The sequence below is a fragment of the Vibrio diazotrophicus genome (assembly GCF_038452265.1).
GTDB lineage: Bacteria > Pseudomonadota > Gammaproteobacteria > Enterobacterales > Vibrionaceae > Vibrio > Vibrio diazotrophicus.
Genome location: NZ_CP151843.1, coordinates 874,760 through 900,745, shown reverse-complemented (window position 1 = coordinate 900,745; position 25,986 = coordinate 874,760). Strand labels below are relative to the sequence as shown.

Here is a 25,986-nt window from a genome sequence, read left to right as displayed (position 1 = left end):
GATAAAAGGTGTGGTAAGGGGGGACTAGGATCACCCCAAGGATATAAACTTTATTGTTCCTGCACAGTCGGAAGTCACCATTAAGATGAAATCCAGCCTTGAAATCTTGGGTTATTCAACTGAATAATTTGGGCTGGAGAATTAGCTTAGCATTGCTGAACGTCAGTTATTGTTCCTGCACATGAACCACCGAAGTTACGAATACAACAATAACCCCTTCGACAACATAGTAGCCATACTCATTGCTTAATAGTGGGGCTTCTTGGGTTATTCAACTAAATAAAGCGGGACATCTTGTGCGATAAAAATGCATACCTGACTTGAACCACCGAAGTTACGAATACAACAATAACCCCTTCGACAACATAGTAGCCATACTCATTGCTTAATAGTGGGGCTTCTTGGGTTATTCAACTAAATAAAGCGGGACATCTTGTGCGATAAAAATGCATACCTGACTTGAACCACCGAAGTTACGAATACAACAATAACCCCTTCGACAACATAGTAGCCATACTCATTGCTTAATAGTGGGGCTTCTTGGGTTATTCAACTAAATAAAGCGGGACATCTTGTGCGATAAAAATGCATACCTGACTTGAACCACCGAAGTTACGAATACAACAATAACCCCTTCGACAACATAGTAGCCATACTCATTGCTTAATAGTGGGGCTTCTTGGGTTATTCAACTAAATAAAGCGGGACATCTTGTGCGATAAAAATGCATACCTGACTTGAACCACCGAAGTTACGAATACAACAATAACCCCTTCGACAACATAGTAGCCATACTCATTGCTTAATAGTGGGGCTTCTTGGGTTATTCAACTAAATAAAGCGGGACATCTTGTGCGATAAAAATGCATACCTGACTTGAACCACCGAAGTTACGAATACAACAATAACCCCTTCGACAACATAGTAGCCATACTCATTGCTTAATAGTGGGGCTTCTTGGGTTATTCAACTAAATAAAGCGGGACATCTTGTGCGATAAAAATGCATACCTGACTTGAACCACCGAAGTTACGAATACAACAATAACCCCTTCGACAACATAGTAGCCATACTCATTGCTTAATAGTGGGGCTTCTTGGGTTATTCAACTAAATAAAGCGGGACATCTTGTGCGATAAAAATGCATACCTGACTTGAACCACCGAAGTTACGAATACAACAATAACCCCTTCGACAACATAGTAGCCATACTCATTGTTTAATAGTGGGGCTTCTTGGGTTATTCAACTAAATAAAGCGGGACATCTTGTGTGATAAAAATGCATACCTGACTTGAATCACCGAAGTTACGAATACAACAACAACCCCTTCGACAGCATAGTAACCGTACTTATCGTCCAGTAGGGGATGAAGATCTTGTGTGATGAAAATGGATACCTTACCTGAACTACAGAAGTTACGAATACAGCAGCAATTCCTTCGACAGCATAGTATCCATACTCATTGTTTAATAGTGGGGCTTCTTGGGTTATTCAACTGAATAAAACGGGACATCTTGTGCGATAAAAATGCATACCTGACTTGAACCACCGAAGTTACGAATACAGCAACAACCCCTTCGACAGCATAGTAGCCATACTCATTGTTTAATAGTGGGGCTTCTTGGGTTATTCAACTGAATAAAGCGGGGCATCTTGTGTGATGAAGATAGATGTCTTACCTAAACTACAGAAGCTACGAATACAGCAGCAATTCCTTCGACAGCATAGTAGCCATACTCATTGTTTAATAGTGGGGCTTCTTGGGTTATTCAACTAAATAAAGCGGGACATCTTGTGTGATAAAAATGCATACCTGACTTGAACTACAGAAGTTACGAATACAGCAGCAAATCCTTCGACAGCATAGTAGCCATACTCATTGTTTAATAGTGGGGCTTCTTGGGTTATTCAACTGAATAAAACGGGACATCTTGTGTGATAAAAATACATACCTGACTTGAACCACCGAAGTTACGAATACAGCAGCAGTTCCTTCGACAGCATAGTAGCCATACTCATAGTTTAATAGTGGGGCTTCTTGGGTTATTTAGGTGAATAAAGCGGGACATCTTGTGTGATAAAAATGCATACCTGACTTGAACCACCGAAGTTACGAACACAACAGCAATTCCTTAGACAGCATATGTGAAAGAACAATAAGGTTGCCACTAATAACCAGTAAAAATACAAAATAGCTTGCCCGTTAGGGGTGACTTTTATTCAGATCTGCGCAAAGTATCGATTGATAGCTTTCAACATTCAACTTATCGAAACAATGAGGTGTGAGCTACGGGCAATCTTTATTGTTTTAACACAGTTATAGGTGGTTTCATTAAGGTGAAATCCAGCCTTGAAATCTTGGGTTATTCGCCTGAACAATTTGGGCAGATATTGAACTGAGTATTACTGATAAGCTGGTCTGGAAGTCGTCATTAAGATGAAATCTAGCCGTAAAATATTGGGTTATTCACCTGAATAATTTGGTCAGTTTAACTAGGTATTGTCGAGAAAAGGTTTCGAAAGCAATAGTGCTTTCACACAATATAGTTTGTAACCTTGGGGTGATCCTAGTCACTCCTTATTGTTCCAAAATCAGGCAGGCGAGCAATTGCAATGTAATCAGCATGGTCGGGGGCAGATTAAAACTTTAATCTGAAGCCGAAAAATCAGTAACTTTGTGCTAAATATAATTAAATTTAACTAGATCTTATTCAAGTTAATCAACAAGGTATTTAGATACTCATTTTCTTCATTATTTGTCGAAAATCATTAGTATATAAAGTTGAATAGAGAGTTTTCTATGAATTAAATAGTAATAAGTTTGAAAATAAATGAGATTTCGTGGGGGGTACGTCATATTTGAAATTTTTAATTGACTTTTGTTTAAATTTCCACTTAAATAAAATTGAGTTTTACATAGGTACATCTTGTATAGTTCACAAGAGATAGCTTCTCTGCTATATGTCGCAAGCGAAAGCAGCAATATATTAGTTTGTTAAATACAAATTTTGTTTATTTATATTTTTTAACACTAACCGTTATAACCTACCTACTGCGACAAACATAACATTTGGCTTCATAACGTTTGGTGTTAAATTAACATGGATAGACAAAATGCCAAGATCAACGCCTCCGAAATCTACAGAAAATTTAATTGCAACAAATATAGATGAGTTTCGTTCAAAATTTTCAACAGTCATTACAGAAAATTTTAATCAACAAGAGTTAGATCTTTTTGTCGATCACACGAGAGAGTGTTTGACCCGACTTGGTCCTCCTCCAAAGAAACATATAGTTCAGGAAATTGTGGCACAGTTATTGAACTTGAAAAACTTTACTACTTGTCGCTACCACGCATCAGATGAATACAAGCTAATGAATGGAGAGCTGCTTGAGCATTATCTTCAAAATTCAGATTGTTTTCGTAGCCTCACGGTTGAGATTTCGCACAAACAAAAACTTACGTTTAGCTATCCTCTAGCAACATTCTCGGCTGAATTTCTAGGTACAGAAATTAAGTTTTTGATTACGCAAGTATTTGCAACAGCAACAAATGTGGTTACAACTACATTTATCGTTACTCCTGTTAATCTCCCTGAAACAACTCATTTTGATTGTGTATTTAAAAATAAATTGCACTGTAGCCTGCTGCAAACTCTCACGGAGACGTTTACCTCATTTTTATCTAGTAACCTAACCCTACGGGGTGATTTATCAATCGAGCAAAAATTTTTGAATGCAAAAATATTGATAGACCGTGCAGCTAAAGACATGCTTGAATTCAAACAAAATCAATATGCTAATTCGAAGAAAGCTATCTATGCTGCTATCGAACCAAATATTGAATATGCGGATTTTTTTGAATATCTATTAAAGCATTACACCACATTTGAATACAATGAAATACAGGTAAACAAAGAGTACAAATTTGGTTGTTTTAAAGATCATTCGTCCCCTATTTTTGAGAAATCGACGGATTTTGAGGTCATAATTGAAACAGCATTAGATCTTGTAAATACACTGATTTCATTTGCAAAATCTAAAAATTGTTATACAAAACTTTGTGAACTTGCTTTATCTGATCTCAAACCAGATAAAAAGTTTATAAAAAATAATTATATCAAGAGTCGAATGATTAGGAAAAAATATCCAGATAGAATGAAAAAAGATTATACGTTATCAAAAATTGCTTATAGAGTGAAAGAAAGGTCAAAAGGTTATATTTAGCATTAATGATACTTCATATTTAAATTTAAAGATTGTCAGAAAAACTCTTGGCAGTATTGTTCTGTATGCTGCCATATTTATTTCTTGATTACATAATTATTTCCGTAAGGTTTTAATAATAGTAAGCGCATTTTGAAGAGATGCATAATTCAACTGGTGATGGTTGAGTGCTAGAGCGTAATAAAGCGGTTTTGCTTGCGTCTGAAAGCTAGAGCCAGACTATGATTTCTCAAACTAACCATATTGACAAACTGATCGTTGCTCGTCATATCAGTGATTATGCTCTTTCTAAAAAACTTAACCCTAAATTTGGTGGTAGCCAGAGCAAATATCATTTTTGTATTACAAATTTACAGATGGGAAGGCATCTCATTCTTAATACTCTGAATAGTAACTGAGAAAGAACTTTTTGCATTTATTTGCAAACAAGTCTATATCAAAAATTGTAAATTATAACTATAGCTATATTTTACATACTATTTCTATTCTGCAATCAATTATTAGACACTTTTAAATAGACATTATTTAATAGACACCTTAAATTAAACAAATTCTATTAATGTGAGAATATTATGATTATTCGAGCCTACTTGAGAGCTTCAACGACAAAACAAGATGCAAGCCGTGCTAAAAACGAACTAAAGCTCTTCTCTAAGAATCATAATTTTCGAATAGCCACTTTTTATCAAGAGAACTTGTCAGGTACTAGTACTGAGAGACCAGAATTAAATAAATTGTTGAGTGATTCAGATCCTGGAGATGTTCTTTTGATTGAGAATATGGATCGTCTATCAAGGCTACCGTTTTCTCTATGGGAGACACTAAAATCATCCATCAAATCTAGAGGTGTCCATATCGTTGTCGTTGACCAGGTCATGACTCATCAAGTCTTGAATGGAGCCTCTACTGAATCGGTTACAGCAATTCAACAAGCATTAACAAATTTCATGCTCGATCTTTGTGCCGCTATGGCTAGGGATGACTATGAAACACGTCAGAAACGCACACTACAAGGTATTGAAAAAGCGAAATTGGCTGGACGATATAGAGGAAGACCCGCTGATGAACAAACAGCTATTCGATGTAAAACCGTTAAGCTACTTGTTGATAACGGTGAAACTGTCACAGCAGCATGTAAAGCTCAAAATGTAAGCAGGGCTAGTTACTATAACTACCTGAAAGTAGAAGATGGAATGACAAACTGACAGAGGTATACAGCTCTTTGAGCTGTAATTCTGTATGCGATCCATAATCCCACGGGGCTTTTTAGTTTGAGAAGTTCCAGGGAAGCAGTGAGTTGATATCAGGCTCTGGCTTTGCCAGTTCTTTCATACATTTGACCATGTATTAGCCCGTTAGCTTTCGCAGTTTCGATGATGCTGTACAACAGCGCACTGGCATCTGCACCATTGGGATTATTGGCGAACAACCAGATGGTATAACCTTATATACTAAGACTCACCTATGGTACGTTTTTATGGCAAAATTTCGTCAGCTAAAGATTCTGTTATACGTTTGATGAAGAAGCTCCTAAAACTTCACGAATCGATTCTTGTTTGCTATGAAGGCGGGCCAACTGGCTACGGTCTATATCGATTATTGTTATGTATGAATATCGATTGCATCGTTGTTGATCTTTCTAGAATTCCCAAGTTATCAACCAACAAGATCAAAAATGATCACCGAGTGCGGTTGCATTAGCAAGGCTGTATAGAGCTGGAGAGTTGGCGGAGGATGTTTGGGTTCCCGATATTACACATGAAGCAATGCGCGATCTTGTTAGGGCTAGAATTTGTGCAAAAAAGGATACCAAAGTAGCCAAGCAACGAATTCAAAGTATTCTTTCTGAGAACAGGGAAAATATAAGAGAAAAGATGTGGACTGTTCGCCACAGAATATGGATCGCGAATCAATCATTTCCGCTCACTTTACAGCAAATCGCTTATGAACACTATCGACAAAGCTTAGAGCAAATAGAAAGTCGAATAGAGTAACTAGACCAAGAGATTGAACGATTGCTCCCAAATTTGTCATTGTATAATCTCGTCAATCAGCTAAAAGCTTTAAAAGGTGTTGGACGCACTATCGCCATTTCAGCCGTTGCTGAATTAGAAGATTTTTCTCGATTTAGTAATCCTAAACAAATAATGGCATTCCTTGGATTGATAACAGGTGAATACTTGAGCGGCAGCGTAACACGTAAAGTTTGGATCACTAAAGCGGGTAATGTGGAACTGAGACGATTATTGTATGAGGCAGCATGGGCCAATAGAAATAATGCCAAGGTTGGCAACTGGTTAGTCACCTATCGACCGGATAGTGTTTGCCAAGAAGCTAAAGATATCTCTTGGAAAGTTCAATAACGTTTATGTTTCCGTTATCGAAACTTGGTGGAAAAAGGCAAAAACTCGCAGGTGACTATTACGGCTGTTGGGCGATAATTACTTGGATTCATGTGGGATATCGCGGTAATTACTCAGAATCAGAGAGTTTAAAATTTGCTTGGAAGTGAAGAGACTCAAGGTGAGTAATCCTCGTTAAAAATTTAACTCAACCACTGGGTTAGAGACTAGCAGCCAGATGGAGGTAAGCTTATTACGAAAACCATGTTGGGGCTAAAATGTGTATAACCCAAGTATTTGTTGATTCACTCTCAGGCAATTCCAACTCTGAGAATGCGCCTCGTCTCACAGAGAAGAGAGAGGTTTTGTAGAAAAACTTGAAAAGGGTCATAAGAGTTTTTCCTTCCAATGACCAGTGATTTAATTGCACGTTCCGCTAGGTTTTTGTCGATAGATAAATACCCATCTTCAACATGGCGTATCAGCTTAGGCCACTGACCCTGGATGTACTTGATAGCTTTTCCAGAGGACTCGATTCGATGATTTTCTGCGAAGTTAACCAATGATAGAGATCTTCTAACATGGGTTTTGCCTGAACTTGTCTTTTTGCCCATCGTTCTTCAACGGAAGCTGGTTTCAACCGAGCTTCCAGAGCGTACAGCTTTTGGATTTTGGCTAACGCTACGTCTGCTTTGCCGGATTTACCTTTGCTCTGAAGCTTTTTATTCTCTATGAACTTACGGCGTGCGTGAGCGAAGCAACACCAACATTGGTCACTTTCGTTAATTGTCATAAGCGGCGTAACCATCACTTTGTAGATAGCCAGATTAATTGTCTAGGAAGTTCACTGGACAGGCTTTCTCGCGACTGTTTTGATAGTCGAACAAGACGATATTTTTCATGTCAGGGAGTTTAGCTTCGGGGGAGTCGGCTCCCGAGCAGTACAGCCACATATAACATTGCTTGTCTTCCTTGAGCACATTGAGCGGCGTTTCGTTGGTCTGAACCACTACTTGTTTGAGTAACTGAGTCTTCAGTGCCTGATAAAGTGGTTTGAACTTTTCACTCACCTGGATTACCCACCTTGCCACGGTCGTTCTCGATAACTCGATACCTGATTGGGTGAGTAAGGTTTCCTGACGATACAGCGAAAGCGCATACTGATATTTACCTAAAATAGTGTTGGCAAGCAGACTTTCGGCAGCGAAGCTTTTGGGGATGATGCTTATCGGTGCGGGTTGTTTGTGAATGTGGCTTTTTTCAGCCGTTTGTACCACAGGGCAAAGCCCGTTTTATCCCGTTACAACACTTTGACTTTGTCGCGTTGTTTATTGGTAAATAGGAACAGCGCACTTGTGCCTAATGGTAAACCCGTTTCGAACTCGATAATGACCGGATAAGCCATTGATGGATTTTCTAGAATCCACATACTCCCGACACAAGTAAACATTAGGAGCTTTCAGCATCCGTTACTTGACAGTGCTCCGATTTACTCTGCCAAATATGAGGCAGGTGTAACCTGTGGAATGCTGAGTTCAACGTCATTAATAAATAATGTCATGTTGGCGACGGGAGTTTGATCCATCCGGTAGCGTGTCGTTTGTTTGACGACTTCAGCTTTGATAAAGCCACCAGTTTGAGATTGCCCAGCGCACTGCAATTGTTGACGGTTTGCATAAAAGGTCGAAAGACTCAGATTATGGCGCTCCAGAAAACACGCTGGGATAGTTGACTGAATTCTTATTGCTCGAACAGGTTTTTCCATTCTTGGTCGGTACGTCGTTTTGCAATTTCAGATCTCCTGAGATTGGGAGATTTGATCTTAGGACGTACCGATATTGATTAGAATGTGGGGGAATGGGGCGGATACGTATTTCTAGTTTCAGCATTTTATGCAGCTTTTATGAATGATAGAAAAGGCAAATAACCGCACCTGCGCTAAGCGGTATCACAAAATGACCGCTATATCTGTCTGCGGTAGCTTTTTGCCTGAAATTTATGTCAGCAATAGTCTTTTGCCACAGTTCGAAGGCGATTTGCTAATTATGGAAGTTGATCTGCGACTTTTGGAAGACGAAGTTCTGAATGTGGAAGAGGTTTTTTTAAGGTGTTGTAAGGATTATCTGCAACAGCATACCGCTTTTGGCGCTCGCTCCTTATATTAAAATTATAACTCTATAATAGTTATAACAGTTATAATAGTTATAACATAATTTTTTAAATATTGATAGGTCCAGGGTTGATCTTTTTGTTGAGTTGTTTTTTACATTTACGTGTGAAATAGCGTCATTTAGGTTAACTATCAAGTATTTTAGCAGCAATTCTTAGATGCACATTACTGGTTTAAGATCACGGATAAACGCTGAAGTGCTACATAAATATGCACTTTTTGCTGTTAAGAATTAGAAAGCAGCATAGCTGCTTTCCTCTAACCTAAGGTATATTCATACATTCAGCGTTCACCTACATTTTTTATCTGTACCCCAATTTTATCTCTCTAAATCGATTGGAGTGGTATAGCTAGAGGCCACGATTTATTCATGTGCATGATAGGTTTCTTGACTTCCTATTTGGTTGTAGAGATACATCTACAATACATTCATTACTCTTATATTTATAATATTTTATTACATTTATTATGGGGCGAATTCTATAAGTGTCGATTTATGTCATGTTTTTTTAACGAATAGTGATTATGTGAGAGGCTTTAGTCACATAAAGCAATTTATAGCATAGAGTTTTATTTGTATTATTTTATGATTTATTCCGTTAATTTTAGCAAAAGTTAACTATCACAAAAAAAATTACACACTAAACAATAAATACTTAATGCTGTGTATTTCAGTACTTAGGTGAAAAACTGGATAAAATTATGAAGTATAACAATCTCGCTTTGATGATCTCTACAGCCCTTTTAGCAACTAGCGCATCTGCTGCCTCTTTGGATTTTAGACAAGAATACAAACATGAGTCTGAAAGTTATGCGAGTCGTGTGAAAATAGGCGGTAGCGCAGGTAACCACTATTTTGGCGTTGAAGCAAAGCAAAAAGGCAATCCTTTTGACGAAGGTTGGGAGTCCGGAGACAACGAATTTGACTATGGTTATAATCTAAAATTAGACGAACACTGGCTACTGCAACCTGGTATGCCCGTTACTTTTGGTAGCGATAAGGTGACGTTCAAACCGCAAGTTCGCCTCCAATATTCATTTGACTCAGGGTTAAAAGCGAAGCTTCGATACCGCCATGAGATCAAGAAATATACTGATGACGCAGGTACTGATACAGAGCAAAAAAGTAAAGTAACAGCGAATCTTGATTATGGGTTTGAAAATCTAGCTGTGGGTTTGGAAGCCAACTATGAAAAAAGTTTAGATGACGTTATTTTCTTTGATAATAAAGATAGTAACTGGGATGTAAACATGAAGATCAGCTATAAAGAAGCTGACTGGGCATGGAAACCTTATGTAGAGTTCGGTAACGTATCGGTTTCTTCGACGAGTGGAGACCGACAACTAAGAAGTCGTGTCGGTTTAACTTATAGCTTCTAGGTTTAACCTTTCAAAAGTTGTTAATGCCCTTCAATAATCTTGAAGGGCATTTCTATTTATAGACTTAAATACTTAGTCGGTACATTGTACCGATGGTAGAGTTACCTTTGGGTGTCACTCTGGCTTGTTGTGCAAGCAGTAATTCCGCAGTTGCTACTGCATCAGCTAATGCGTTATGGCCGTTGTACTCCGGCAGCCCATACCTTGAACGGGTTGCGGATAGTGTTACATCTATTGGTTCTCCAGAGTTTGCAGTCTTTTCGAGTCGCTTTTCTATTGTTAATGTATCGAGCCACATTAGTGGCGGTGGGCTAATACTGAATACACAGTGTAGATATTGATTTAGAAAATTCTTTTCGATCATACTTCCATGCGCTACCAATAGCTTTCCCTTGGCGCTAGACAAGAAATGTTGAATGGCATCATGAATGGATACCCCACCAAGAAGCATCTGAGGTGTTATGTGATTAATAACTGCCGTCTCAGGTTTTATTTGAGAACCACTATCGATGTACATGTGTTGTGATGTTGATAGATCTACTTGATTACCGATGATTTCTACCCAACCAATAGATAGAATTAGGTCTTCTTCTGAATCTAAGCCAGTTGTTTCGATATCTAAAACTATTAATGATATCTCAGACAAGTATTGATCCACTGAGAAAGCATCGTCCTTAATGAGGTCTTTAATTGGGTCGGGTAAAACGTTTTGTTGCAGATAGTTTGCACGTTGTCGGTTAAGTCGAGCACATGGATGAAAATAGTTGACTAAACACCTCATTGAGTCGCTCCGAATCGTAATTTTGCGGCTTCTTGCAGATCGGCGATGATGCGGAAAGCATCCTTCAAGTGTTTACGTTCAAAACTTCCGAATGTGTTTGGGTCAATATGATTGTCGGGAACTCCGCCACTTTTAAGTGCCTCTAGTTGATGAGCAAAGCGAAATGATGAAATAAACTGGTAGGCGTTAGTTATATTTTTATAAGCGTCATCACTTAACATGCCTTTTTCGTTGGCATTTTTAAATCGTTCATCAGTGCCTGAAGAGTTGCATGCGACTGAAAGACCATAGATTCGAGCTAGATCTATTATTAAATTGATAGCGTATTTCTTAACATTTAGGGTCTTCTTATTCTCTCCTGACTTCTCCAAAACTAAGCTGTTAAATATCCCTAAAGGAGGGTTTACGGAAACAGCGTCATTGACCAGCATAGATAAGAATTCTTTGTTTTCATTGATATCTGAGTGAAGTTCATTTCGTAAAACTTGCTCGAAATTCTTGTTCCCGAAAACTGTCCGTATTTCAAGAAAAACGGTTATGTTCAGTAGGCGTTCATATTCAGGGTTAGCGATCCATTTTTTGTAGTAGCTCTTCCATATGTGTAATGGCTGACACCATTGAGGAGTTACAGCCATAAATTTTCCTGGACACAATGGGTAATCGCAACTTGCCAGACCTTTAGATACCATCATTGCTAGGTGCTTAAAGTAAATCTTATCGTTTGCCGTTGCGTTATCTGCTAGGACTATCGCGCTATCTTGATCAGATAACATATGCACTTCATTTCGTGCATGCGAACCCGCGACTATCCAGGAAAAATCACATGGTGGAGGTCCTAATTTATCAATAGCTATTTGGATTAGTCGACGAGTGTATGCATCCATTATCATTGTCATCACTCTTCCTATGATTTCTGGAGACACTTTGCCTTCAACTAAAGCTTCAAATATAGCCTGACGTTCTGGTGTGTAGCTTGACAGCGATTTAACGCTACCAGCGTATTTAATTTTTTCTATTAAAAATACCGCTTGAACTCGGTGATTTTGTACCAAGTGACTTGTTGTTAAAATTCCAACTACCTTATTGTCTTTTACGACAGGCAGGTTGCGAATGTTGTGTTGCATCATGATAGAAGCAGCATGTAGCACTAAGTCCTCTGGGTGGACAGTGAGAGGGTCTTTGGTTATGACGGTAGATATTGGATTATCAATGCTTACACGTTGTGATATTACTCGCTTTGTCATATCGCGATCTGTAATAACACCTATGATGGTTTCATGGTTATAAACAACCGCGCAGGGAGAACATTTTTTCATCATTTCAGTAGCAACAGCTTGAATCGATTGATTAGCTTGAACGACAGCAACTTGCCGACTTGCGATGTCACTTACTTGCTTTATAAATAGCCCTTTTTCTTTATTCGACCATACAACATCTAAGGCGGATTTTAGGCGAAGTTGAGCTTGAGAAGCGAAATGCTCAGCAAGCTCAGGGTGAACAGAGAAAAGCCTCTGTAAAGCGCTATTAGGTACTACGTATACTAATGAATTTTCAATAGCGATTGCTTTATACTGCTTACTTGGTTCGATATCATTTCCTAGGAAAGTAAATCCAAAAAGATCATCTGCTTCAAGTTTTGCTCTTAGTACACCATTGTGTTTACGTTGTTCAATGGAACCTGTACGAACTATGTAAAGACATTTTTCTTGGTCACAGACGTAAGGTTCAATTACCTCACCTTTTCTCAAGTATCTGATTTTGATGTCTGACGCTAGGCTGCGTAGGGATTTCTTTGGTATTTTGTCGAAAGGGTCTATTTGACTAATGAATTGTAAGATATTTGGTAATAAGGATTCAGTCATCAGGAAATTCTCTCGCTTTATAATTGTATTATTATATGCTCAATTTGGTGAGTTTTCCCTGAAGTAGATTACATTTTTACGATTGGTACATTATTGATATTCTTCATTTGAGCCAAAAAAGCACGTGATGTTCACGTGCTTTTGCAATTTTAAGTCTATTTAACCAACTTCCGCTAATCTGTGTTTTGAATCTAACAGATGGTCGATTGATGCCTGGCGGGCTTTTTCAGCATTGCCTGCCATTATTGCTTCATAGATATTTCGATGCTCATTGATACAAGTGCTGCCTTCTTCAGAGGAATGGGCAATGAAGTTAATGAACATTGTTGTTAATACATGACCAAATGGTAAGAAGAAGTCATTACCTGTTGAGTTAAAGATAATGCTGTGGAATCGAATGTCTACATTCATCCAGCGTTTTTTATCTAGCTCATCCTCATTGGCAACTTCTAACATGTCTTGAAATGCTTCTGATAGCTCAATACGTTGCTCTGCTGTCGCATTTTTTGCGGCCAGTGCGCAGGCTTCTGGTTCAATTGCTCGTCTTAAACCCAGAAATTGGTGACAAAATTGATCTATTTCAGTTAGACCATCCATCCACTCGATGAGCTGTGGGTCAAGAAAATTCCAGTAAGCTCTATCGATAACGCGTGTACCTACTTTAGGACGTGATTCCAATAGTCCTTTTGACGTTAACAGTTTTACCGCTTCACGAAGAGCTGTTCGGCTAATACCAAATTGTTCGCAAAGTACCATTTCACCTGGAAGTATGGAGCCTTGGGCAATTTTGCCAGATAAAATACTACGAGCAATTTCACGCGCAACTTGAACGTGAAGGCTACGTTTTGAACCGGATATAGAGTGGAATTCGCCAGACATAAAATCACTTTTCGCTAAATATGTATTATTTAAGCCGTAATATAGCATTAGTGATAGAAGTCACCAAGCAGATGTTTGTGTTCCATGTAGCAAACAGAACTTAAATCTAGTTGTTGCTTATCAAGGTTGGCTATCCAGTTTAGCTTAGTTACACGGAATACGAGTCTAGATAATATTTAAAACTAATTGTCAAATTCTAGTGTTATTGTATTATTTATTTAAATGACAAAGAACTGATGTTTGAGCTTGAAACAAACATTTGGAGAGCGTTGGATGATCGAGTATTCAAGTTTAAAACAGTCGGGTTGTAAAATTCATGTACAAATAGCCACAGAAATTGCGTGTAAAATCCTTTCTGGTGAGTTAAATCCTAACGAGAAGTTACCAAGTGAAATGGAATTGTGCAGCACCTTTGGTGTAAGCAGAACTGCGTTGCGCGAGTCTTCTAAGTTACTTTCTGCAAAAGGTTTAATTGCAGCTAAGCCTAAGATAGGTACGATCGTGTTACCCAGACACCATTGGCACTTTCTGGATCCTCAGCTCTTAGAATGGATAAAAGGGCTTAACGATAATCAGAGGTTTTTGGCTCAATTTTTAGGACTTCGTAAAGCTATTGAACCAGAAGCCTGTGCGTTGGCAGCAAAGCATGCAACAGTTGAGCATAGAAAAGAACTTTCTGTTATCTTTCAGCAAATGGTTTTGGCTGCTGAAGAAATTAACTATGATGAATGGATTAAAAATGACCATTTATTCCATCAAACTATTTTCTTAGCAACTCAGAATCACTTTTTTCTACCATTTAGTAATATCCTTTCTACTATTTTTAAGTTGTTCATCAATCACTCCTCAGAGGGTGGTCGCTTCTGTTTAGACGAGCATCGAGTTATTTACGATGCAATTATGGCTGGTAACAGTATACAGGCCAGATTAGCGTCACAAGCACTACTTCAAGATGATAATCAAAAGTTGTCCCGGTTAGGTGTCGTGTGACATAGAACGAAACGATACTAGCAGTTCTCAATGTAATCGCTAATAATTCTATAGGAAGATGTCCGTGCTCCTTTCTCCTTATGTGAAACGAAATTTATCTCTAGCTTGGCCACTTGCGTTTAATGCACTATTGATGCAATCCGCTTTAATGATTGATACCTATTTAGTAACTCCTCATGGTGAGATTTCACTTGCTGCTCTCGGAATTGCAACAACGATAATCTCGTTCATTTTGGGTATTCAAATGGCGTTAGCTAATGGTTCTCAATTGGTGCTAAGCCGTTCGGTTGGGGCTGGGACCAAAGGAGTAATAGATAAAGGATTTTGGGCCGCATTGCTTATCAATATGTCTATATCCGGCATGTTCTACTTAGTTTTAATGCAATATAGCGATGTTTTGATTCGTACTTTAACCAGTGAATCCGACATTCTTTCTGAAACGAGAAGCTACCTGAGTGTAGCGAAGTATATAGTCGTTATTAATGCAGCCACGCAAGTAATGATTGCATTGTTTAACGCTCTTGGCAGAACCAAAGTTCCTTTTAAAGGTTACTTATTTGAGCTTCCAATTAATGTTATAACTTCTTACGTGTTAATTAACGGTATAGGTAGCTTCGGTGGGATAGGCGTTACCGGTGCTGCCGTGGGTAGCTTAATAGCCATTGTCATCCGGCTACTTTTTTTAACCACTTGTATTTACTTTGAATCGGCACTGACTCTTCGTTTTACACTTATTAAAAGTGTAATAGGGTCTAATGTTGTTAGTCACTTTAAAGAGATCTTTCCTGTAGCAGCGAATGTAACCATGCTTCAAATAGGAGCGACGGTATATATGTTGTTGTACTCTCAATTAGCTATAACATCTTATATAGCTATGACGATAGTGATGCCATGGATTAAAGTTGGCACGCAGTTCATAACAGCATGGGCGTTAACATCCGCTATTAATATCAGCCAAGCCATAGGCTCTCGTGACATTTCAGACTTAAATAAAAATGTGAATGTAAGTATCAGGATGGCGGTGCTTATATCATGTTTTTCAGCTTTGTTTTTTTTGCTGCTTAGTATTTCGTTACCAAGTATTTACCCAGATCTAGATACTTCTATCTATGACTCTCTTTCTATCATTGCACCTTTGTATATTGTTTTACCGATTGTTCGGGGTTACAACACCGTGCATGGGCATGTTCTCAGAGCTTTAGGTAAAACGACGGAAGTTTTTAAGGTCAATTTCACTGGACAATGGGTTATTTCAATCCCTCTGTGTGCCCTTGTTATCTTATATTTTGAACTATCGATATTTTGGGCGTTTGCTGTTATGCCTTTGGAAGAAATCGTTAAGGTATACCCATTCAGGTACTTAGCTAGGAAAACTCTTAATGGCTTTACTTTAGAACAAGTAGATAACCTTATGTATGATTAATTACTTTTATGGATATGATTTTTCCTACTTTCTAAAATCTATGCACAGATCAAAATGGTTTGTTTTGTATTACAAAATAAACCTTTTTGATTTTACAGTGCGTAAACCTAAAATCTTTTATTGTCATGTTTTTATTGGTTTTATTATTTATTTATCGATTTTTTTGAGTAGATGCTGTGATTTTTTACCTTACTTGTATGATTTTTCGGTTTTAGATAAATTTTACCCATATCACGAAATTGACATATTGTACTACAAATAGATTCTAACCTTGGCTATTATCCATTTCGACATAAAACATATTTAAAAAGGTCGAGGATATGGAACTCAATACATTAGTTGTTGGCATCTATTTTCTATTCTTAATTGCAATAGGATGGATGTTCAGAACATTTACAAGTACAACCAGTGACTACTTCCGAGGCGGCGGTAGCATGCTATGGTGGATGGTCGGTGCTACGGCATTCATGACGCAGTTTAGTGCTTGGACTTTCACCGGTGCAGCCGGTAAGGCATATAGCGATGGTATGGCTGTTGCGATGATCTTTGTAGCGAATGCTTTTGGTTACTTCATGAACTACGCTTACTTCGCTCCTAAATTTCGTCAATTACGTGTTGTGACGGTAATTGAAGCAATCCGTATGCGTTTTGGTAAACAAAATGAGCAGGTATTTACTTGGTCAAGTATGCCAAACAGCATTGTTTCTGCGGGTGTATGGCTAAATGCTCTTGCGATTATTGCTTCTGGCATCTTTGGCTTTGATATGGAAACGACGATTGTCGTAACTGGTCTTGTTGTACTGGTAATGTCTGTAACTGGTGGTTCATGGGCGGTAATTGCATCTGACTTTATGCAGATGGTTATCATCATGGCGGTTACAATTACTTGTGCAGTTGTTGCGATTATTCAAGGTGGTGGTGTTGGTGAAATTGTCAGCAATTTCCCTGTGCAAGAAGGCGCATCTTTTGTTTCAGGGAATGACCTAAACTACGTGAGCATTTTTGGTATCTGGGCATTCTTTATCTTTGTAAAGCAGTTCAGTATCACAAACAACATGCTTAACTCTTATCGCTACCTTGCAGCGAAAGACTCTAAAAATGCGAAGAAAGCTGCTCTGCTAGCATGTGTCTTGATGACAATGGGGCCAATGATTTGGTTTATGCCTTCTTGGTTTATAGCAGGTCAAGGTGTTGATCTCGCGCTTCAATATCCTGAGGCTGGTTCAAAAGCGGGTGATTTTGCGTACTTATACTTTGTTCAAGAGTATATGCCAGCAGGCATGGTGGGCTTACTGATAGCGGCAATGTTTGCAGCAACCATGTCTTCTATGGATTCAGGTCTAAATCGTAACTCAGGTATTTTTGTTAAGAACTTCTATGAACCGATTCTTCGCCCACAGGCGACAGAACAAGAGCTGGTGACAGTTTCTAAAATTACTTCAGCAGTATTCGGTGTGGCAATTATCTTAATTGCACTGTTTATTAACTCGTTAAAAGGTCTAAGCCTGTTTGATACCATGATGTACGTTGGTGCTCTAATCGGCTTCCCTATGACAATTCCAGCTTTCCTTGGTTTCTTTATTAAGAAAACACCTGATTGGGCTGGCTGGGGTACTTTGGTGGTAGGCGGTATTGTTTCATACACAGTAGGTTTTGCCATCAACGCAGATATGGTAACTAGCTGGTTTGATTTAGAAACACTGACCAAGCGTGAATGGGCTGATTTGAAAGTAGCTATTGGTTTAATTGGACACATTGTTTTCACTGGTGGATTCTTCATTGTGTCAACATTGTTCTACAAGCCATTATCAGAAGCACGTCAGAAAGATGTTGATAAATTCTTCGAGAATCTTGATACACCATTGGTCTCAGAGTCTAGTGAACAGAAAAAGCTGGATAACAAACAACGTAAGATGCTAGGCACACTAATTGCTGTTGCTGGTGCAGGTATTATGGCTATGTTCCTATTACCAAATCCATTATGGGGACGTTTTGTGTTTATCCTTTGCGGTGCGATTGTAGCTGGTGTTGGTGTCCTATTGATAAAAGCAGTTGATGAAAAACCTGAAGTAGTACAAACCGCTACTGAAAGTTAATCAAATGTATTAATGATAAGCGGTCATATCGATGACCGCTTTTTTTTTAAGATTTTTAATTTAAATAATAAATAGTGGAACGACCATGAAGAATATAAAAAGGAAAAGTGCGTTATCTTTAGCTATTACATTCGCTTTGTTTAGTGCTGGTTGTTCAAGCACGGCAGAAAACCAAAAGCGATCAGAGATTCTTACCCCTGTAGCTATTGAAGCTAGTGGTCACGATGGTAATGGTCCCGAAAGAATGACTGATCAAAATATCAAGACTCGCTGGTCGGTAAACGGGCTTGGTGAGTGGGTTGTATTTGACTACGGCAAAGTTCAAGAGTTTGACGCGATTCGTGCGGCCTTTCACAAAGGCAATGAACGTAAAACTAAATTTGATCTTCTAGTGAGTACCGACGGAGAAACGTGGACAACAGCTTTAAAAAACCAACAAAGTTCAGGCGCGGTTATTGGGTATGAACGTTTTGAATTTAAGCCATTACAAGCTCGATATATAAAATATGTTGGATTAGGTAATAGTGCTAATAACTGGAACAGCGTGACTGAGCTTGCCGCTTTAAATTGTACCTTAGATGATTGTCCAACAAGCCATGTCATCACCCCTGATGTTATTGCCGCAGAGCAAGTAATGATTGCTCAAATGAAAGCAGAAGCAAAAGCGAAGAAAGATGTAAGGAAGGATCTGCGAAAAGGCAATTTTGGGGTTCCTGCCGTCTATCCTTGTCAAACAAGCATTAAATGCGATACGAACAGCGTGTTACCTAACGCAAGTATTCCCAATGAGCCTTTACCTGGGAACGCACCTAGTCAGAATTTTGATTTAACTACTTGGTATCTATCACAACCATTTGATCATGATAAAAACGGAAAACCTGATGATGTCTTTGAATGGGATTTAGCAAATGGATACCAGCACCCAGACGTTTTCTATACCGCGACTGATGGTGGGCTAGTGTTTAAGTCTTTTGTTAAAGGTGTTCGCACATCTAAGAATACCAAATATGCTCGAACGGAATTACGTGAGATGCTGCGTAAAGGTGACATGTCTATTCCAGTTCAAGGCGTCAATGGAAATAACTGGGTATTCAGTTCTGCACCTCTCGAAGACCAAAAATCCGCTGGGGCAATAGATGGAGTGCTAGAAGCAACATTGAAGATTGATCACACTACATCAACAGGTGAAGCTGGAGAAGTTGGCCGATTTATTATCGGTCAAATCCATGATCAGGATGATGAGCCAATTCGTCTGTATTATCGAAAATTGCCTAACCATGATAAAGGCACGGTTTACTTCGCTCATGAAAATACACTGAAAGGAACCGATACATATTATGACCTTGTGGGTGGTATGACTGGTGAAATTGGTGATGAAGGTATTGCCCTTGGAGAGACGTTTAGTTATCGAATTGAAGTTGTTGGTAATACTATGACCGTTACGCTCATGCGGGATGGTAAAACTGATATTCAACAGATTGTGGATATGAGTGAGAGTGGTTATGACGTAGGCGGTAAGTACATGTACTTTAAAGCGGGTGTTTATAACCAGAATATTACTGGTGATTTAGATGATTATGTTCAGGCAACTTTCTATCAACTAAAAACTTCTCACGATACGTATTAATTTCTTCATTTAACTAATACCCCTTCATATCTTGGAAGGGGTATTAGGCTGTTTAAGCCCGAAATAAAGATAGTAGGTAAATAAATATGACAAATTTAAGTGAACAAGCTGCTTCAGAGTTATTAAACCGTCGTGTAGCAGGTATTAAAGCCTCAAGGCTTGATGAAAAATTTCGTCCAGGCTGTGTCGAAGATGCGGTCAGAATTCAATCTTCAATGATCGATTTACACTCTGATAAAGTTGGAGGATGGAAGTGTTTGCAGCCGCTCGCTGAAGACAAATTTGTACTAGCTCCAATTTTTTCTAATACCGTTCAACGTGGTGATTGTTGTGAATTGTTTAAGGATAATGGTGTAGTAAGAATCGAACCTGAGATTGCATTTGTTCTTGCTAAAACGTTACCAGCTAATGAAGATGGCTATAGTGAAGTCCAAATCAATGAAGCGATCGGTTCTTGTCATATGGCTCTAGAACTAATGCAGTCACGATTTGCAGATGATAGTGGTGCTGAATTTTTTGAAAAACTTGCTGACGGCTTGATGAATCAAGGGTTGTTCATTGGCCCTGAGGTTGCCCGCGACAAAGCGTTCGATGCAAGTACAATTGATATTACCGTCGTACAGGCAGATAATATTCAGAAATTTTCTGGTAAGCACCCTAATAACCTTGCTCAATCACCGATTTATTGGTTCATTAATTACATGACTCGCCGAGGTGTGGATTTTCAAGCTGGGGAAGCGATCATCACAGGTTCATATTGTGGAATCGTTGAAGTTGAATTTGATAAGCCAACCAAGATTACTTATGACGGTATAGGTGAATACACGGTAGAGTTTAAAGAAAAGAACGATTAATAATCTTAATTTAAATTACTAAATAGTAATGCCCACTTAGTCTCTTTCTAAGGTGGGCATTTTTATGAGGTTAACTATTGAATTAAGCCAAAAGCTCTCGGCAAGCTTAAACTGATTTCAGGAATGAAGGTAATAAGTATAAGCGTCACAATAAGTACTGCGCAGAACGGCATAATAGATTTAATTACATTTTCAATTCTCGCACCGCTGACACTGCATCCGACAAATAGTGCTGTACCTACTGGCGGAGTGGCTATGCCTATGCACAGGTTAAAAATCATCATCATTGCGAAATGGATAGGATGCATTCCCAACTGGGTTGCAATCGGCATGAATATTGGTGTGAAGATCAATACTGCCGGTGTTAAGTCCATAAACATACCGACAATCAACAAAATAATATTCATTAGAATTAAGATGATTATTGGGTTATCAGAGATAGAAAGCATCCAGTCACTGATCATGCCGGGTAACCCAGTGAACGCCATTGCCCATGACATGATGGTTGATGCGCCAATTAGAAACAGCATTATTCCTGTTATTTCTGCTGTTTCAACACAAATTTTACGTAATGCAGAGATATCTAATGAACGATAAACTAAGGAAAGAAAGAAGGCATAGAGAACGGCAATACATGCCCCTTCTGTCGCAGTAAATACCCCACCAATAATGCCTCCAATAACTACCACTACTAAACCAAGACTAGGTAAAGCACGCCAAGTCGTTGTTAGCGCTTGTGATAATGTTGTTTTTTCTGTAACGCTTTTATAGCCTTTTTTCTTTGCAATAAAATACGCGACAATCATACAGCTAATGCCCATCAATATGCCAGGTACGTAACCGGCGATAAATAGGGCAGCAATCGAGGTTCCACCACTTACTACGGAAAACACGATGAGTGAGTTACTTGGTGGAATAAGTAGTCCAGCAGGGCAAGAGGCTACGTTGACTGCTGTTGAAAAAGATTTGCTATAACCTTCTTTTTCCAGCTCTGGTTCCAATGTTTTACCCACGGCTGCTGCCGCTGCAACGGCAGAGCCTGAAACTGAGCCAAATAACATATTTGCGATTACATTGACATGAGCTAGTGAGCCTGGAAGACGTCCAACTAATAACTTTGCAAAATCAACCAAACGCTTAGCAATACCACCTCTGTTCATAATATTCCCGGCCAGTATAAAAAACGGTATTGCGAGTAAACTAAAGCTGTCGATACCCGTTACGATTTTTTGACCAGCGGTCATAAGTGCAATATCAAAAGGCATGATGGTGCACATAATTACAAGGGAAGATAAAGCAATGGCGATGGCAATAGGAATACTAAACGCTATTAGAAGCATAAACAGGCATAATAACCAAAAACCGACGGAGATATCCATACAGCTTATCCTCTCTCGTTAGAAGGTGTTGTTAATAAATTAGCGATATTAATGAGAATATAAACGCCCATTAGAGAGCCAGCTAACGGCAATATAAAATAGACATACGACATCGGTATTTGTAGTGCAGGAGAATATTGCATAGTGGTTCTTCCCATTAACTGCATGCCGCCTTTTATCATCGCTAGAAAAACAAACGATAGTGATGTCAGGTGAATTAAAATATAACTAATTTTTTGAAATTTTTTGTTTATTGAGTGTATGAATAACGTAATAGCTAAATGTCCATTCTTACCAAATAAGTAACTAGCGCCGAGTAACCCAAACCAAATCATAAGATAACGAGCCAGTTCATCGGTAAACGAACTTGGATCATTTAGTACATAACGACTGAACACTTGCCACGTAACTGTAATGACAAGGAGAACAAGAGAAATACTACAAAATGTTAGAATTACTTTATCTAATAAACTCTTGAATTTTATTATATTAGCATCCATTTTTTTGCCTTAGATAAACGTATTTATTAAAAGAGCTGAACTTGATAAGCTCTTATTTTTTTTGCTAATGAAATGATATTGCGACTTGATAATGTTAAAGAATCAAGTCGCTATTTTTATTGACGGTGAATAGAGTTTAATTACATGTTCTGTATAGCTTCTACGTAGTAGCTTAATTTTGGATCTTTCTGTGCATCTTCAATCATTGGCTGTACTTTAGCTCGGAATTTTGACTTATCGACCTCGACAAACTTCACGTCAAATTTTTTGGCTATTCCCATATTTTTGCTATCTGTTTCAGCCCAAATCTTAATTTCTTCTTCTCTTGATTCAGCGGCAGCTTCTTTAACGATGGATTTTTGAGCATCAGACAGACTGTTCCAAGTAGACTCTGAAATCATGATTAGATCAGGCGTCATCATATGTTGATCCATAGAGTAAAATTTTGCTACTTCAGAGTGTTTCATTTCGACAAGGCTAGAGACGTTGTTCTCTGCCGCATCAATAACGCCCTGCTGTAATGCCGTGTAAACCTCTGTAAATGGGACAGGGGTAGGCTTCGCGCCAAGTAGGCGAACCATTTCCATCATCGTTGGCGATTCTGGTACACGGACTTTAAGTCCTGCTAAATCCTCAGGTGTCTTGATAGGTTTTGAACTATAAAAACTACGAGATCCAGAGTCGTAGAATGTTACGCCAATAAAGCCTTTACCTTTACTCGAAAGCAATAGTTTTTCAGCCGTTTCACTACGCATGAATTCATGCATGTGGTTTGAGTCTCTGAATAAGAATGGAATTGAGATAGCTTTAAATGTTGGCTCAAAAGATTCTGCAAGAGAGCCGTTGATTTTTGCCATATCGATAGCACCGGTTACAACTTGCTCTGCTTGATCTCTTTCTGAGCCTAATACGCCATTAGGAAATATTTTCACGTTCATTTCGCCCTTCGATTTTTCTTTTACTTTTTCGGCGAAAATTTGCATACCTGCATGTGCTGCACTTTCAACATTCATAGCATGACCTAACGTCAGAGTCTTGGCATTAATAGAAAATGCCATCATCACAGATACCGCTGCCAGCGTAATTAGTTGTTTTTTCATGTTCTTCTCCAGAATCGTTGTCATTTTTCCAAGGTACAAGCAGGATTTAATCATTTATCAATCCTGACTATGAGTTTTACGTCTTGTATATTTGTAATACAATAATTCAATAACTCAAATGTGGAGATCTGCACAGTTTATGCACGGGAACCTATCTATTGTGTGAGTGTGTTCACGACGTGACGTAATCAATGTCAATGGGTTGTCGGAATCAGTGAAACGTATAGAAAATGCAGTCATTACCAGAAGGAGAATGGTAAAATGGATAGACAACAGAAGATGATGAATACCAAGAATAAACAGAGGCTTGTTATGATGTGTCTAAAATAGTGTAAAAGTGGGGATAAAAAAGCCAAGCGATAGGCTTGGCTTTTGAAAGTCTACTTAGTTTGTTTTAATTTCGTTTTCTTCTTCATCTTCATTGTTGAATAAACAGAGAAAATGGCCAGTAGAATAAACCCAAGAGCTATAGGTCTTTCATATAGGAATGACCATGAATTTTCATACATGAGCAAGGATTTTCGTAAATTTGTTTCCGCCATCGGACCAAGAATGACAGCGAGCAAAATCGGTGACGCAGGAATCTCTAGTTTGCCCAATACAAATCCTAAAATACCAAACGTTATTGCGATACCTACATCAAACATAGAGTTATTGATGGCGTAAGCCCCTACAACTGATAGAAAGATGATAATAGGGATCATGAGTAGTTTGGGTACTTCGATAATACGGCAGAAAAAACGAATACCAACCAAGCCTACTATAAGCATTACAACGTTGGCGACTAGCATAGAGCTAAATACGCCATAGACAACTTCTGGATTTTGAGCAAAAAGCAGTGGTCCTGGTGTTAAGCCTTGTACGATCAATGCACCAAGTAAGACAGCAGCAACAGCATCACCGGGAACACCTAATGTGAGCAGAGGTACAAGTGCTCCGCCTGTTACACCATTGTTACCAGATTCAGCAGCAGCTAAGCCGCGAACTGAACCCTTACCAAACTCATCTGGGTTTTTCGAAACGCGCTTTGCCTCGTTGTAACATACGAACGCTGATATATCTGCCCCAGCGCCTGGAACGGAACCTATTGATGTGCCTAAAAGTCCGCTTTTAATTGCTGTAGGCAGCATATCTTTTAAATCTTTTTTGCTTAACAACTTATGGTCGAACTTGGGTATTTCTGTACGCTTTTCTGTCAGTATCTGTTCAATCTGATTGATGGCTTCAGAAAGTGCGAAGAGGCCAATAAGGACTGGTATTACGTTAATACCGCTATAAAGATCCATCACACCGAATGTAAAGCGCGGAACGCTGCTTATTGGGTCTAAACCAACGGTTGAAATCAAAAGACCAATGGTTCCCGCTAGTAGCCCTTTCAGTACGTTTTGCGCTGACACACTAGCTATAATTGTTAAACCGAAAAGAGCGAGTGCAAAGTATTCAGGCGCATTAAAGCGTAAAGCAAAATTTGCCAACAAAGGCGCTATCGCAATAAGTACTATCGTACTTATCATTCCGCCTACAAACGATGCAACAGCAGAAATGCTTAATGCTCGAGCAGCCTGACCTTTTTCTGCTAATGTGTACCCATCAAGAACTGTTGCGGCTGAGGCTGGTGTTCCTGGAGTTTTTAGCAGAATTGCTGCAATTGAACCTCCGTAAATACCGCCAATGTAAACACCAATCAGCATCACGAGTGCTGGAGTGGAACTCATACCAAAGGTGAATGGAAGTAGTATCGCAACACCCATGGTTGCCGTTAAACCGGGTAAAGCACCAAGTATGATGCCACCGATCACCCCGAAGATTAATACAGGCAAAACTTCTGGGCTAAATGCCGTGAGCAAGCCATTAAATAGATACTCGATCATAATGCCTCTCTAAAACAAAGTGCCTTGAGGAAGTGATATGTAGAACACTTCTCCAAAGAGGTAGTAAACAGAAAATACGAATACCCAAGCAACGACGTACATAATCGGCTTTTTAACTTTGAAAAAGAGTAGGTATGAGGTAAATGCAATTAGACTGGCTGGTAAGTAACCTAATGAATTGATTAAAAATGCATAACCGATGAGAAAAGCAACGGCAAACCCAACCATTTTTGAAAAGATGCTTGTTTGTGTTTCGGTCTTTGTTTTTAACTTATTCTGAATGATAAGAGCAATGCAGATTATGATTTGGAAAATCACAATTACTGCGGGAAAAAACTTGGCGTCAACGCTTGCGTCTTGAAAACGTGGTTCCGCAAATTGCGAAATGACAACAAGCGTTAGTGCGCTAAGAACGATAACTATAGATGGAAATACCAAATTTCTATTGAGCATGTTGGTGTCCTATAAAACGATGAGCACCCTAAAAGGGCGCTCAAAAAGAA

General features: G+C 38.8%; 17 protein-coding genes and 4 pseudogenes. 9 read left to right on the top strand and 12 right to left on the bottom strand.

The window, feature by feature from the left end:
* Positions 1-3,116: 3,116 nt before the first annotated feature.
* Positions 3,117-4,229, top strand: a complete 1,113-nt coding sequence (locus tag AAGA51_RS19360) for a hypothetical protein (RefSeq protein WP_042490038.1) — start codon at positions 3,117-3,119, stop codon at positions 4,227-4,229.
* A 575-nt stretch (positions 4,230-4,804) separates the two neighbouring features.
* Positions 4,805-5,434, top strand: coding sequence for a recombinase family protein (locus tag AAGA51_RS19350; RefSeq protein ID WP_042490046.1), 630 nt, complete (start codon positions 4,805-4,807; stop codon positions 5,432-5,434).
* Positions 5,435-5,495: 61 nt separating this feature from the next.
* On the opposite strand, the pseudogene AAGA51_RS19345 reads toward AAGA51_RS19350, so the two are convergent.
* Positions 5,496-5,661 (bottom strand): annotated as a pseudogene (locus AAGA51_RS19345) (IS66 family transposase); the annotation flags it as partial.
* Between the two features lie 35 nt (positions 5,662-5,696).
* Between AAGA51_RS19345 and AAGA51_RS19340 the strand changes: the two are divergent.
* Positions 5,697-6,670: pseudogene (locus AAGA51_RS19340) on the top strand (IS110 family transposase); the annotation flags it as partial.
* A gap of 296 nt (positions 6,671-6,966) precedes the next feature.
* Here AAGA51_RS19340 and tnpC read toward each other — a convergent pair.
* The 3 genes and pseudogenes from tnpC to tnpA form a co-directional block, all read right to left on the bottom strand.
* Positions 6,967-7,842, bottom strand: a pseudogene (gene tnpC / locus AAGA51_RS19335) (IS66 family transposase); the annotation flags it as partial.
* Between the two features lie 29 nt (positions 7,843-7,871).
* Entirely contained in the window at positions 7,872-8,000 is a 129-nt protein-coding gene (locus AAGA51_RS19330) for a transposase (protein WP_167828623.1), read from the bottom strand.
* Between the two features lie 60 nt (positions 8,001-8,060).
* Positions 8,061-8,362 (bottom strand): annotated as a pseudogene (gene tnpA / locus AAGA51_RS19325) (IS66 family insertion sequence element accessory protein TnpA).
* Positions 8,363-9,440: 1,078 nt separating this feature from the next.
* Between tnpA and AAGA51_RS19320 the strand changes: the two are divergent.
* Complete coding sequence (locus AAGA51_RS19320; protein WP_052404641.1) at positions 9,441-10,121, top strand: oligogalacturonate-specific porin KdgM family protein; 681 nt, start codon at positions 9,441-9,443, stop codon at positions 10,119-10,121.
* A gap of 64 nt (positions 10,122-10,185) precedes the next feature.
* Here the strand turns inward: AAGA51_RS19320 and AAGA51_RS19315 are convergent, their stop codons facing one another.
* The 3 genes from AAGA51_RS19315 to AAGA51_RS19305 all read right to left on the bottom strand — a co-directional run bounded on the left by AAGA51_RS19315 (position 10,186) and on the right by AAGA51_RS19305 (position 13,643).
* Entirely contained in the window at positions 10,186-10,902 is a 717-nt protein-coding gene (locus AAGA51_RS19315; RefSeq protein WP_042490022.1) for a 3'-5' exonuclease, read from the bottom strand.
* The gene (locus tag AAGA51_RS19310) at positions 10,899-12,764 is read right to left on the bottom strand and encodes a DUF294 nucleotidyltransferase-like domain-containing protein (RefSeq protein ID WP_042490020.1); all 1,866 of its coding nucleotides are present in this window, start codon (positions 12,762-12,764) and stop codon (positions 10,899-10,901) included. The genes AAGA51_RS19315 and AAGA51_RS19310 overlap by 4 nt, the downstream gene beginning before the upstream one ends.
* Before the next feature lie 159 nt (positions 12,765-12,923).
* A complete protein-coding gene (locus AAGA51_RS19305) occupies positions 12,924-13,643 on the bottom strand; it encodes a FadR/GntR family transcriptional regulator (protein WP_042490015.1) in 720 nt (239 codons plus the stop codon).
* Positions 13,644-13,916: 273 nt separating this feature from the next.
* Between AAGA51_RS19305 and AAGA51_RS19300 the strand changes: the two genes are divergently transcribed.
* The 5 genes from AAGA51_RS19300 to AAGA51_RS19280 all read left to right on the top strand — a co-directional run bounded on the left by AAGA51_RS19300 (position 13,917) and on the right by AAGA51_RS19280 (position 20,633).
* Positions 13,917-14,633, top strand: a complete 717-nt coding sequence (locus AAGA51_RS19300; RefSeq protein WP_042490013.1) for a FadR/GntR family transcriptional regulator — start codon at positions 13,917-13,919, stop codon at positions 14,631-14,633.
* 58 nt (positions 14,634-14,691) lie between these two features.
* Positions 14,692-16,056, top strand: a complete 1,365-nt coding sequence (locus tag AAGA51_RS19295; protein WP_081878781.1) for an MATE family efflux transporter — start codon at positions 14,692-14,694, stop codon at positions 16,054-16,056.
* A 320-nt stretch (positions 16,057-16,376) separates the two neighbouring features.
* Positions 16,377-18,152 (top strand): sodium:solute symporter family transporter, encoded by a 1,776-nt coding sequence (locus AAGA51_RS19290; RefSeq protein WP_042490012.1) that lies wholly within the window; start codon positions 16,377-16,379, stop codon positions 18,150-18,152.
* An 85-nt stretch (positions 18,153-18,237) separates the two neighbouring features.
* On the top strand, positions 18,238-19,779 hold the full coding sequence (locus AAGA51_RS19285) for a polysaccharide lyase family 7 protein (protein WP_042490010.1): 1,542 nt from the start codon (positions 18,238-18,240) through the stop codon (positions 19,777-19,779).
* A gap of 86 nt (positions 19,780-19,865) precedes the next feature.
* Complete coding sequence (locus tag AAGA51_RS19280) at positions 19,866-20,633, top strand: hydratase (protein WP_042490007.1); 768 nt, start codon at positions 19,866-19,868, stop codon at positions 20,631-20,633.
* A 74-nt stretch (positions 20,634-20,707) separates the two neighbouring features.
* Here AAGA51_RS19280 and AAGA51_RS19275 read toward each other — a convergent pair whose 3' ends face one another.
* The 5 genes from AAGA51_RS19275 to AAGA51_RS19255 all read right to left on the bottom strand — a co-directional run bounded on the left by AAGA51_RS19275 (position 20,708) and on the right by AAGA51_RS19255 (position 25,936).
* The gene (locus AAGA51_RS19275) at positions 20,708-22,012 is read right to left on the bottom strand and encodes a TRAP transporter large permease (protein ID WP_042490005.1); all 1,305 of its coding nucleotides are present in this window, start codon (positions 22,010-22,012) and stop codon (positions 20,708-20,710) included.
* A 5-nt stretch (positions 22,013-22,017) separates the two neighbouring features.
* Positions 22,018-22,512 (bottom strand): TRAP transporter small permease, encoded by a 495-nt coding sequence (locus tag AAGA51_RS19270; RefSeq protein ID WP_042490004.1) that lies wholly within the window; start codon positions 22,510-22,512, stop codon positions 22,018-22,020.
* A 140-nt stretch (positions 22,513-22,652) separates the two neighbouring features.
* Positions 22,653-23,612, bottom strand: coding sequence for a TRAP transporter substrate-binding protein (locus tag AAGA51_RS19265; RefSeq protein WP_042490002.1), 960 nt, complete (start codon positions 23,610-23,612; stop codon positions 22,653-22,655).
* A 380-nt stretch (positions 23,613-23,992) separates the two neighbouring features.
* Positions 23,993-25,483: a tripartite tricarboxylate transporter permease gene (locus tag AAGA51_RS19260; RefSeq protein ID WP_042490000.1), complete on the bottom strand. Its 1,491-nt coding sequence runs from the start codon at positions 25,481-25,483 to the stop codon at positions 23,993-23,995.
* A gap of 9 nt (positions 25,484-25,492) precedes the next feature.
* A complete protein-coding gene (locus AAGA51_RS19255; protein ID WP_042489999.1) occupies positions 25,493-25,936 on the bottom strand; it encodes a tripartite tricarboxylate transporter TctB family protein in 444 nt (147 codons plus the stop codon).
* Between the last annotated feature and the right edge of the window lie 50 nt (positions 25,937-25,986).

Excerpts from the sequence above, each read along its gene's own strand:
- AAGA51_RS19360 (WP_042490038.1), top strand. The coding sequence starts at position 3,117 with ATGCCAAGATCAACGCCTCCGAAATCTACAGAAAATTTAATTGCAACA.
- AAGA51_RS19330 (WP_167828623.1), bottom strand. The coding sequence starts at position 8,000 with ATGTGGATTCTAGAAAATCCATCAATGGCTTATCCGGTCATTATCGAG.
- AAGA51_RS19315 (WP_042490022.1), bottom strand. The coding sequence starts at position 10,902 with ATGAGGTGTTTAGTCAACTATTTTCATCCATGTGCTCGACTTAACCGA.
- AAGA51_RS19310 (WP_042490020.1), bottom strand. The coding sequence starts at position 12,764 with ATGACTGAATCCTTATTACCAAATATCTTACAATTCATTAGTCAAATA.
- AAGA51_RS19305 (WP_042490015.1), bottom strand. The coding sequence starts at position 13,643 with ATGTCTGGCGAATTCCACTCTATATCCGGTTCAAAACGTAGCCTTCAC.
- AAGA51_RS19300 (WP_042490013.1), top strand. The coding sequence starts at position 13,917 with ATGATCGAGTATTCAAGTTTAAAACAGTCGGGTTGTAAAATTCATGTA.
- AAGA51_RS19295 (WP_081878781.1), top strand. The coding sequence starts at position 14,692 with ATGTCCGTGCTCCTTTCTCCTTATGTGAAACGAAATTTATCTCTAGCT.
- AAGA51_RS19290 (WP_042490012.1), top strand. The coding sequence starts at position 16,377 with ATGGAACTCAATACATTAGTTGTTGGCATCTATTTTCTATTCTTAATT.
- AAGA51_RS19285 (WP_042490010.1), top strand. The coding sequence starts at position 18,238 with ATGAAGAATATAAAAAGGAAAAGTGCGTTATCTTTAGCTATTACATTC.
- AAGA51_RS19280 (WP_042490007.1), top strand. The coding sequence starts at position 19,866 with ATGACAAATTTAAGTGAACAAGCTGCTTCAGAGTTATTAAACCGTCGT.
- AAGA51_RS19275 (WP_042490005.1), bottom strand. The coding sequence starts at position 22,012 with ATGGATATCTCCGTCGGTTTTTGGTTATTATGCCTGTTTATGCTTCTA.
- AAGA51_RS19270 (WP_042490004.1), bottom strand. The coding sequence starts at position 22,512 with ATGGATGCTAATATAATAAAATTCAAGAGTTTATTAGATAAAGTAATT.
- AAGA51_RS19265 (WP_042490002.1), bottom strand. The coding sequence starts at position 23,612 with ATGAAAAAACAACTAATTACGCTGGCAGCGGTATCTGTGATGATGGCA.
- AAGA51_RS19260 (WP_042490000.1), bottom strand. The coding sequence starts at position 25,483 with ATGATCGAGTATCTATTTAATGGCTTGCTCACGGCATTTAGCCCAGAA.
- AAGA51_RS19255 (WP_042489999.1), bottom strand. The coding sequence starts at position 25,936 with ATGCTCAATAGAAATTTGGTATTTCCATCTATAGTTATCGTTCTTAGC.